General features: G+C 73.4%; 9 protein-coding genes. 7 read left to right on the top strand and 2 right to left on the bottom strand.

All coding sequences use genetic code 11. The features are described from left to right. Positions 1-589: ATP-dependent helicase C-terminal domain-containing protein (locus A6R01_RS03300; RefSeq protein ID WP_292603537.1), on the top strand; the 589-nt coding region annotated here is incomplete at its 5' end. A gap of 28 nt (positions 590-617) precedes the next feature. Here A6R01_RS03300 and A6R01_RS03295 read toward each other — a convergent pair. Next, the gene (locus A6R01_RS03295) at positions 618-1,115 is read right to left on the bottom strand and encodes a hypothetical protein (protein ID WP_292603535.1); all 498 of its coding nucleotides are present in this window, start codon (positions 1,113-1,115) and stop codon (positions 618-620) included. A gap of 47 nt (positions 1,116-1,162) precedes the next feature. Continuing rightward, on the bottom strand, positions 1,163-2,422 hold the full coding sequence (locus tag A6R01_RS03290; protein ID WP_292603533.1) for a cation:proton antiporter: 1,260 nt from the start codon (positions 2,420-2,422) through the stop codon (positions 1,163-1,165). Positions 2,423-2,581: 159 nt separating this feature from the next. Here A6R01_RS03290 and A6R01_RS03285 point away from each other — a divergent pair, with 159 nt between their 5' ends. From A6R01_RS03285 to A6R01_RS03260, 6 genes are all read left to right on the top strand, one after another. Next, positions 2,582-2,794: a hypothetical protein gene (locus A6R01_RS03285; RefSeq protein WP_292603531.1), complete on the top strand. Its 213-nt coding sequence runs from the start codon at positions 2,582-2,584 to the stop codon at positions 2,792-2,794. Between the two features lie 72 nt (positions 2,795-2,866). Continuing rightward, positions 2,867-4,027 (top strand): glutamine-hydrolyzing carbamoyl-phosphate synthase small subunit, encoded by a 1,161-nt coding sequence (gene carA / locus A6R01_RS03280; protein ID WP_292603530.1) that lies wholly within the window; start codon positions 2,867-2,869, stop codon positions 4,025-4,027. Continuing rightward, positions 4,027-7,383 carry a carbamoyl-phosphate synthase large subunit gene (gene carB / locus A6R01_RS03275; RefSeq protein WP_292603529.1) on the top strand — a complete coding sequence of 1,119 codons (3,357 nt, stop codon included), beginning with the start codon at positions 4,027-4,029 and terminating at the stop codon, positions 7,381-7,383. Before carA ends, carB begins: the two co-directional genes overlap by 1 nt. Then, positions 7,380-8,456 carry a quinone-dependent dihydroorotate dehydrogenase gene (locus A6R01_RS03270; protein ID WP_292603527.1) on the top strand — a complete coding sequence of 359 codons (1,077 nt, stop codon included), beginning with the start codon at positions 7,380-7,382 and terminating at the stop codon, positions 8,454-8,456. The genes carB and A6R01_RS03270 overlap by 4 nt, the downstream gene beginning before the upstream one ends. A 19-nt stretch (positions 8,457-8,475) precedes the next feature. After that, on the top strand, positions 8,476-9,303 hold the full coding sequence (locus A6R01_RS03265) for a hypothetical protein (RefSeq protein WP_292603525.1): 828 nt from the start codon (positions 8,476-8,478) through the stop codon (positions 9,301-9,303). Further along, positions 9,300-10,151 carry a hypothetical protein gene (locus tag A6R01_RS03260; protein ID WP_292603523.1) on the top strand — a complete coding sequence of 284 codons (852 nt, stop codon included), beginning with the start codon at positions 9,300-9,302 and terminating at the stop codon, positions 10,149-10,151. The genes A6R01_RS03265 and A6R01_RS03260 overlap by 4 nt, the downstream gene beginning before the upstream one ends. The last annotated feature ends 3 nt before the right edge of the window (positions 10,152-10,154 follow it).

The following is a 10,154-nucleotide window of genomic DNA, read 5'->3' as shown; positions in this document are numbered from 1 at the left end:
GGCAACGGCCGCCGACGCCGTACGAGCCGGGCTGGCGCGGGACGGCCTGGGCGTCCTGCCGTGGACACCGGCCGCCGAGGCGATGCGGGCGCGGCTCGCGTTCGTGCACGGGGCGCTGGGGGAGCCGTGGCCCGACGTCTCGGACGAGGCGCTGCTCGTCGAGCCCGCGACCTGGCTGGACCTCACCACCGACACCCCGGACCTGGCCTCCGGGCTCCGGGCGCTCGTGCCGTGGCCGGAGGCCGGGCGGCTCGACGAGCTGGCGCCGGCCCGACTGGAGGTGCCGAGCGGGTCGACCCACGCGGTGGACTACGCCGACGCCTCGGGCCAGCCGGTGCTCAGGGTCAAGCTCCAGGAGTGCTTCGGGTGGGGCGAGACCCCTCGGTTGGCGGGGGTGCCGGTGCTGCTGCACCTGCTCTCGCCCGCGGGTCGCCCGCTCGCGGTCACCGCCGACCTGGCGTCGTTCTGGGAGAACGCCTACCCGGGGGTGCGGGCCGAGATGCGCGGGCGCTACCCCAAGCACCCGTGGCCCGAGGACCCCTGGTCGGCGCCCGCCACCAGTCGCACCCGCCGCGGTCAGCAGCGCTGAGGACCGTCCGCGTGGGGAGCGAGGCGCCTCAGCCGCGCTGCACCTCCACCTCGGAGGTGCCGGAGAGGTCGGTGACCTCCAGCCGTGCCGGGGCGTCGTCGAGCCCGTCGACGAGCACGGCGTAGTGGGTCGCCTGCATCGTGCACATGTCGGGTCCGGCGTACGGCGTCACCACCAGCTTCAGCACCCCCTGCTCGCTCGCCAGCCGGGCGGTCGGTGCGCACCCGCTGTAGCCGAGCTCGGTCACGTAGACCAGCCGCGAGTCCTCCGGGACCCAGGTGGCGCTGGCGCCGCCGGAGGACTCCAGCGCCCGTTGCCCGGGGCCGCTCGACATCCCGGTGACCTCCACCTCGGGCTCGGAACCGGGCTCGGAACCGGGCTCTGAACCGGGCCCGGTCGAGCTGGTCACGGGCTCCTCGGGCGCGGGGTCGGAGGTGGTCTCGGGGTCGTCGCCGGGACCGCACGCCGTCAGCAGGGCCACCGGCAGCAGCATCGCGGGGACCAGGAGCAGCAGAGAGGTGCGCATGTCAGGTCCGACGTGCGCGCGGGCCCAGGAGTTCCACGGGCGGGTGATCATCCGGGCGGGTCGCTGAGCGACCCCCGCACGGGCAGGTCGGCGGCCGCCGTCAGCTCGGGTGCGTCCGCCGGCAGGCGGTCGACGAAGTGGCCGTAGCGCTGCACCAGCGGTCGCGCGGTCGCCCCGTGCAGCACGGTGCTGGCCAGCACGGTCAGGGCCATCGCGGCCATCACCACGTCGAGGTGGGGCAGGTCGGGCGCCTCCTCGGCCACGACCAGCGCCAGGATGATCGAGGCGAGGCCCCGGGGGCCGAACCAGCCGAGGAGCAGCACGGTGGACGGCCGGAGCCCCGACCCCAGCAGCGCGATCGCCACGGGGAGCATCCGGAGCACCGTCAGGCTGAGCGCGGCGTACACGACCACGGCGGGGGAGACCGCCTCCAGGAAGCCGGGGGCCGCGACCCCGAAGACGAAGAACACGACCGCAGTGAGCAGCTGGCCCTCGTCCTCGGTGAACTCCAGCAGGTCGTCCCCGCTGTCTTGGATCACTGCGCCGGTGGCCAACCCGGCGACGAAGGCGGCGATGAACCCGTTGCCGCCGACCGCGTCGGCGCCGGCCCACGCGAGCACCGCCAGGGCGACCACGGTCAGCTGCCGGAAGGGGGCGTTGACCCATTCCCGTCGGTCGGCCGCTTCGAGAGCGGCGCCCCCGGCCAGCCCGACCACGACGCCGGTGGCGACCCCGAGCCCGATCTGCTGCCCGGTGAACGCGACCCAGTCCAGGGCCTCACCGGCCTCCTCCACGGCGAGCGCGACGAACAGCGTGAGGAACGGGACGGAGAGCCCGTCGTTGAGCCCGCTCTCCACGTTGACGGCCTGGCGGATGCGGACCGGCACCAGGCGGCTCGAGACCACCTCCTGACCCAGGGCGGCGTCGGTGGGCGCCAGGACGGCCGCGATGATCGCGGCCTCCCAGACCTCGAGCCCACCGAGCAGCACGGCCGCGGCCAGCACCCCGAGCCCGATGGTGAGCGGCATGCCGAGGCCCAGCAGGCGCAGGGGAATCGTCCCGCCCGTCCGGCGTACGGCGCCGAGGTCGATGCGTGCCGCATCGGAGAAGAGGACCACGACCAGCGTCAGCTCGAGGAGCGTGAGCACCGGCCCACCGGTCAGGTCCTGCTCGACCAGGCCCAGCCCTCCCGCCGCCATCCCGGCCGCGGTGAAGGCGAGCGGCACCGTCAGCGGGGTGCGCTCCAGCAGTCGCGACACCAGCCCGTACGCCACCACCACGACCGCGACGACTCCGACCTGGTCCACGCCCGCGAGGTTAGCGACCGCTGGACCCACCCCTGGGTGCGAGCGGGTGGCCGGACCGGCGTGTGAGCGGCCCCACCTGTGACCTGCGCCGCTCGGTGACCTCTCGGTAACAACCGCGCCGCACCCTGGGTGGACAGCCGGCCACCGAGGGAGACCACCATGGAGCTGACCACCTGTCCCGAGTGCCACGCCCCCGCCGAGATCGTCGGGCGCGAGGTGTGGTCAAGCACCGACGGCCCCGTCGAGCACGCTCGCGTGCGCTGTGTGCGCCGGCACTTCTTCTGCCTGCCCACGGAGCGACTGCGCCTGGCGTCGGCACGGCAGGACCGGACGGGCGCGCCCGTGGTGGACGGGGATCGCGAGGTCGCGTGAGCCGCTGATAGTCTCGGGCCCGCTCGAACATCCTTTAACCACCGTCCCGTGAGGCGGAGAAGGAGGTACGGCGTGCCCTCGCATGCCCCCACGCAGCCGGCGCCGGCGATCCTGGTCCTCGAGGACGGACGCACCTTCCACGGCGAGGCCTTCGGAGCCGAGGGTGAGACCTTCGGCGAAGCCGTCTTCAACACCGGCATGACCGGCTACCAGGAGACGCTGACCGACCCGTCCTACCACCGCCAGGTGGTCGTGATGACCGCGCCGCACGTCGGCAACACCGGCGTCAACGACGAGGACCCCGAGTCCCGCCAGATCTGGGTGGCCGGGTACGTCGTCCGCGACCCCTCCCGGGTCTCCAGCAGCTGGCGTGCACGTCGCAGCCTCGACGACGAGCTGCGCGACCAGGGGGTCGTCGGCATCTCCGGCGTCGACACCCGCGCCCTGACCCGCCACCTGCGTGAGCGCGGTGCGATGCGGGTCGGGATCTCGAGCACCACCACCGACGCCGACGCCCTGCTCGCGCGGGTCAAGGAGTCCGGCGAGATGGCCGGCTCCGAGCTGGCCGGCGAGGTCTCCACCGCCGAGGCCTACGTCGTCCCGCCGCAGGGCGAGAAGAAGCTCACCGTCGCGGCGCTCGACCTCGGCATCAAGACGATGACGCCCTACCGGATGGCCGAGCGGGGCATCGAGGTCCACGTGCTTCCGGCCACCGCTTCGCTGGAGGACGTGCTGGCCGTGGAGCCCGACGGGCTCTTCTACTCCAACGGGCCCGGCGACCCGGCGGCCACCACCGCCCAGGTCGAGCTGCTGCGCGGCGCGCTCGAGCGGGGCCTGCCCTACTTCGGTATCTGCTTCGGCAACCAGCTCTTCGGTCGCGCGCTGGGCTTCGAGACCTACAAGCTCAAGTACGGCCACCGCGGCATCAACCAGCCGGTGATGGACCGCACCACCGGCAAGGTCGAGGTCACCGCCCACAACCACGGCTTCGCGGTCGACGCACCGCTGGAGGGCAGCACCACGACGCCGTACGGCGAGGCGAGCGTGAGCCACGTGTGCCTCAACGACGACGTCGTCGAGGGCCTCGAGCTCCGGGCCTCGACAGGCTCGACCGGTGAGCCGGGTGCCCTCAAGGCGTTCTCCGTCCAGTACCACCCGGAGGCCGCGGCCGGCCCGCACGATGCCGCCTACCTCTTCGACCGTTTCGTCGCGCTCATGGAGGGTGGTCTCTGATGCCGAAGCGCACCGACATCAAGTCCGTGATGGTCATCGGCTCCGGCCCGATCGTCATCGGCCAGGCCTGCGAGTTCGACTACTCCGGCACCCAGGCGTGCCGCGTGCTGAAGGCCGAGGGCCTGCGGGTCATCCTGGTCAACTCCAACCCGGCCACGATCATGACCGACCCGGAGTTCGCCGACGCGACCTACGTCGAGCCGATCACCCCGGAGTTCGTCGAGAAGGTCATCGCCAAGGAGCGCCCCGACGCGCTGCTGCCCACCCTCGGTGGCCAGACCGCGCTCAACGCCGCGATGAACCTCCACGCCGCCGGCACCCTGGAGAAGTACGACGTCGAGCTCATCGGTGCCTCGGTGGAGGCGATCGAGAAGGGCGAGAACCGCGAGCAGTTCAAGCGGATCGTCGAGGGCCTGCCGCCCGAGTGGGGTGCGGAGGTCGCGCGCAGCGTGATCTGCAACGGCGAGGACCTCGCCCCGGGTGCCCGCAAGGAGGAGAAGGTCGCCGCGGCGCTGGAGAAGGCGCTCGCCGGAGCCGAGGACCTCGGCTACCCGGTCGTCGTCCGCCCGTCGTTCACGATGGGCGGCGCGGGTTCCGGCCTGGCCTACGACGAGGCCGAGCTGCGCCGCATCGCCGGCCAGGGCCTGACCGCCAGCCCGACCACCGAGGTGCTCCTGGAGGAGTCGATCCTCGGCTGGAAGGAGTACGAGCTGGAGGTGATGCGCGACAAGGCCGACAACGTCGTCATCGTCTGCTCGATCGAGAACGTCGACCCGCTCGGCGTGCACACCGGTGACTCGATCACCGTGGCACCGGCCATGACGCTCACCGACCGCGAGTACCAGCGGCTGCGCAACATCTCCATCGGCGTCATCCGCGAGGTCGGCGTCGACACCGGCGGCTGCAACATCCAGTTCGCCGTCAACCCCGTCGACGGCCGCATCGTCGTCATCGAGATGAACCCGCGCGTCTCGCGCTCCAGCGCGCTGGCCTCGAAGGCCACCGGCTTCCCGATCGCCAAGATCGCCGCGAAGGTCGCCATCGGCTACACCCTCGACGAGATCCCCAACGACATCACCGCCGAGACACCGGCCTCCTTCGAGCCCACCCTCGACTACGTCGTGGTCAAGGTCCCGCGCTTCGCGTTCGAGAAGTTCCCCGGGGCCGACCCGACGCTGACCACCCACATGAAGTCGGTGGGCGAGGCGATGGCCATCGGCCGCAACTTCACCGAGGCCCTGCAGAAGGCGCTGCGCTCCCTGGAGTCCAAGGACGCCGTCTTCGACTGGGCCCAGGAGTGGGTCGACCTCGACAAGGAGACCCTGCTCCGCGAGATCGCGACCCCGCACGACGGTCGCCTCAAGAAGGTCATGGACGCGATCCGGGCCGGCGCGACGCCGGAGGAGATCTTCGACGCGACCGCCATCGACCCGTGGTTCGTCGACCAGCTCGCGCTGATCAACGAGATCGCCGTCGAGGTCACCGCAGCCGAGGAGCTCACCCCGAGCCTGCTGCGCAAGGCCAAGCGGCACGGCTTCTCCGACGCGCAGATCGGCAAGATCCGCGGCATGAGCGCCGACGTCGTCCGCGGCGTGCGCCACGCCCTGGGCATCCGGCCGGTCTACAAGACCGTCGACACCTGCGCGGCCGAGTTCGCGGCCCGCACGCCCTACCACTACTCCTCCTACGACGAGGAGACCGAGGTGGCGCCGCGCGAGAAGGAGGCGGTGATCATCCTCGGCTCCGGTCCCAACCGGATCGGCCAGGGCATCGAGTTCGACTACTCCTGCGTGCACGCCTCGCTGGCGCTGTCCGAGGCCGGCTACGAGACGGTCATGGTCAACTGCAACCCCGAGACCGTCTCCACCGACTACGACACCTCCGACCGCCTCTACTTCGAGCCGCTCACCCTCGAGGACGTCCTCGAGGTCGTCGCCGCCGAGCAGGCCGCCGGTCCGCTGGCCGGGGTCATCTGCCAGCTCGGTGGTCAGACGCCGCTCGGCCTGGCCCAGGGCCTGGCCGCGGCCGGGGTGCCGATCGTCGGCACCAGCCCCGACGCCATCGACCTCGCCGAGGAGCGCGGCGCCTTCGGGCGGGTGCTCGCCGCGGCGGGCCTGGTCGCCCCCAAGCACGGCACCGCGACGTCGTACGCCGAGGCGCAGCGGACCGCCGCCGAGATCGGCTACCCGGTGCTGGTCCGCCCCTCCTACGTCCTGGGCGGTCGCGGCATGGAGATCGTCTACGGCGACGACGCCCTCGAGGCCTACCTCGAGAAGTACGTCGCCGCCGGCCTGATCAGCCACGCCGCGCCGGTCCTGGTCGACCGGTTCCTCGACGACGCGGTCGAGATCGACGTCGACGCGCTCTTCGACGGCGAGGACCTCTTCCTCGGCGGCGTCATGGAGCACATCGAGGAGGCCGGCATCCACTCCGGTGACTCCTCGTGCGCGCTGCCGCCGATCACGCTGGGCCACCGGGAGATCGAGCGCATCCGCGAAGCCACCGAGGCCATCGCCCGCGGCGTGGGCGTGCGCGGACTGCTCAACATCCAGTTCGCCCTGGGCTCGGACATCCTCTACGTCCTCGAGGCCAACCCGCGCGCCTCGCGCACGGTGCCGTTCGTCTCCAAGGCCACCGCGACCCCGCTGGCCAAGGCCGCGGCGCGCGTCATGCTCGGCGAGTCGATCGCCGAGCTGCGCAAGGCCGGGGTGCTGCCCGAGGAGGGCGACGGCGGCACGCTGCCGGGCGACCAGCCGATCGCGGTCAAGGAGGCCGTGATGCCGTTCAACCGGTTCCGCACCGCCGACGGCTCGCAGGTCGACACCGTGCTCGGCCCGGAGATGAAGTCGACCGGCGAGGTCATGGGCTTCGACCGCGACTTCGGCACGGCCTTCTCCAAGAGCCAGGCTGCCGCCTTCGGACCGCTGCCCACCTCGGGCAAGGTCTTCGTCTCGGTCTCCAACCGGGACAAGCGGTCGATGATCTTCCCGGTGAAGGTGCTGGCCGACCTCGGGTTCGAGATCCTCGCCACCCAGGGCACCGCGGAGGTGCTGCGGCGCAACGGCGTCCCCTGCCAGGTCGTGCGCAAGCACTACGAGGGCGTCGGTCCCGACGGGGAGCCGACCACGGTCGACCTGATCCGCGACGGTCGCATCCAGCTCATCGTCAACACGCCCTACGGCGCCGGCGGCGGGCACGCCCGCCTCGACGGCTACGAGATCCGCACCGCCGCGGTGATGGCCAACGTCCCGTGCATCACCACGGTGCAGGGGCTCGGTGCGGCCGTGCAGGGCATCGAGGCGATGCGTCGCGGCGACATCGGGGTGCGCAGCCTGCAGGAGTGGGCTGCTCGGTGACTCTCTACGACCACCTCTTCACCCACGTCGCGACCCGGATCGACCCCGAGCGGGCGCACCACCTGGGCTTCCGGGGCGTGCGTCTCGGGGCGCCGGTGCTGCGCGCGACGCACGCGATGCTGGGTGCGGTGGGGTCGCCGGTGGAGGCGATGGGCCTCCGCTTCCCCCACGTGCTGGGGCTGGCGGCCGGCTTCGACAAGAACGCGGTCGGCATCGATGCGCTCGGGGCGCTCGGCTTCGGGCACGTCGAGATCGGCACCGTCACGGGGCTCGCCCAGCCCGGCAACCCGCAGCCGCGGCTGTTCCGGCTGCCCGCCGACCGGGCGGTCCTCAACCGGATGGGCTTCAACAACGACGGGGCGCACGCGGTCGCCGAGCGGCTGCGCAGGCGGGCAGCCCGTGCCCCCGGTGCGGACGCCCCGGTCCTCGGCGTCAACATCGGCAAGTCCAAGGTCGTCCCCGACGACGACCAGGCGGCCGTGGAGGCCGACTACGAGACGAGCGCGCGGTTGCTGTCGCCGTACGCCGACTACCTCGTGGTCAACGTCTCCTCGCCCAACACCCCGGGCCTGCGCAACCTGCAGGCGGTCGAGAAGCTCCAGCCGCTGCTGGAGCACGTACGCCGGGTGGCCGACGCCGCCACCGGCGACCGTCGTGTGCCGCTGCTGGTCAAGATCGCCCCGGACCTCGCCGACGAGGACGTCGACGCGGTGGCCGACATGGCGCTGGCGGGGCGGAGCGACGGGGTGCTCGACGGCGTCATCGCGACCAACACGACCATCTCCCGGGACGGGCTGGCCACCCCGGCGGCCGACGTCGAGGCGATCGGTGCCGGCGGCGTCTCGGGCCGACCGCTGACCCAGCGCTCCTGCGAGGTCGTGCGACGGCTGCGCGGGCGCATCGGCGACCGGGAGACCTCCGGCCTGACCCTGGTCGGCGTCGGCGGCATCACCACCGTCGAGGACGCCCGCGCCCGGCTCGAGGCGGGTGCGGACCTGCTCCAGGGCTACACCGCCTTCATCTACGAGGGGCCGGGCTGGCCCCGCCGCATCGTGCGCGGACTGGAGGACTGACCCGCCGGATGTGCCGCCGATGAGTCCCGTCCACGTCACCGCGGAGGTGCTGGCCTCCAAGCGGATCGGTGCCTTCCAGCACGTGACGCTGGTGGCACCGGGCGTGGGGGAGCGGTTCCGGCCCGGGGCGTTCGTGGCGGTCTCGGTCGGCACCGGCGGCTACCACCTCGCGCGCCGTGCCTTCTGGATCCACCGGGTGCGCCCCCTGGGCGGCTACGCCGCCACGGTCACGCTCGTCGTCGAGCCGCGGGGCGAGGGCACCCGCTGGCTGGCCTCGCGCCAGCGCGGTGACCGGGTCGAGGTCACCGGGCCGCTCGGCGGTCGCCCGTTCGCGCTGCCGAAGGAGCCGGTGCCCGTGCTGCTCGTGGGCGTGGGCTACGCCGCGGCGCCGCTCTTCGCGCTGGCCGAGCGGCTGCGCGAGCGCGACTGCCCGGTCAACCTGGTGCTCGGCGCACCCGACGAGGCGCACCTGCTGTCGGCGCTCGAGGCCCGTCGCACCGCCCGCGCGGTCACGATCGTCACCGGCGACGGCTCGGTCGGGGCACGCGGAGCCGTGGCCGAGGTGCTGCCCGAGGCGCTGCGCCGCTCCGGTGCCGCGGTCGTCTACGCCGCCGGACCCGCCCCCACCCTGCACGCCGCCGCCCTGGCCGCGGAGGAGCACGGCGCCTGGAGCCAGGTGGCGCTGGAGCAGCGCACCCCCTGCGGCACCGGCCTGTGCCTGGGCTGCCCCGTGCCCGTGGTGGGCGAGGACGGCGTCGCCCGGACCGCCCGTGCCTGCACCGACGGTCCGGTCGTCCGCGGCGACCGGGTCCGCTGGGACGACCTGGCCGGGGGAGCGGGCGCATGAGCACCCGGGTCGCCGGCCTGACGCTGGCCTCGCCCGTGCTGGTGGCGTCGGGGTGCGGCGGGACCGGCCGGGAGCTGTCGGCGTACGCCCCGCTCTCGACGTACGGCGCCTTCACCACCCGCTCGATCAGCCGTGACGCCCGGCCCGGTGCCGGCGGCGCGACGCTCGCGGAGACGCCGGCGGGGCTGGTGCACGCCACCGGGCTGCCGAACCCCGGGCTCGACGTCTTCCTGGCCACCGAGCTGCCCTGGCTGCTCACCGAGGGCGCGCGGGTGGTCGTCTCGATCGTCGCGCGCGACCTGGGGGAGTACGCCGAGGTCGCCCGCCGGCTCGCCACGGCCCCCGGCGTCAGCGCGGTCGAGGTCAACCTCGCGGTGCCCGACGCCGCCGAGCTCGGGGTCCTCGACGCGCGCGAGCCCTTCCACGTGGGCGCTGCCGTCTCGACCGTGCTGCGCGAGCTCCCGCGCGGCGTGCCGGTCCTCGCCAAGCTGCGCCTCGACCCGGTCCGGGTCGCCGAGAGCGTCAAGGTCGCCGCCGAAGCGGGCGCCGGGGCGGTCGTGCTGGGCGGTGCGCTGCCGGCGTCCCTGCCCGAGGGTCGTCCGGCCGGGCTCAGCGGGCCGGCGGTCTCGCCGCTAGCCCTGCGCTGCGTCACCGACGCCCGCGCCGCGCTCGACGCGGCGGGGGCCGAGTGCGACGTCGTCGCCTGCGGGGGCATCGGCACCGCCGAGGACGCACGCACCGCCCTGCGCCTGGGTGCGGTCGCCGTCCAGGTCGGCTCCGCCCTGTTCCACGACCCCACCACCGCCGCGCGGCTCGCCGCCGCCCTGGACCCCGATGAGGGAGCATGAGCC

Source organism: Nocardioides sp. REDSEA-S30_B4, assembly GCF_001627265.1.
Taxonomy (GTDB): domain Bacteria; phylum Actinomycetota; class Actinomycetes; order Propionibacteriales; family Nocardioidaceae; genus Nocardioides.
This window is presented reverse-complemented; position numbering and strand designations above follow the sequence as displayed.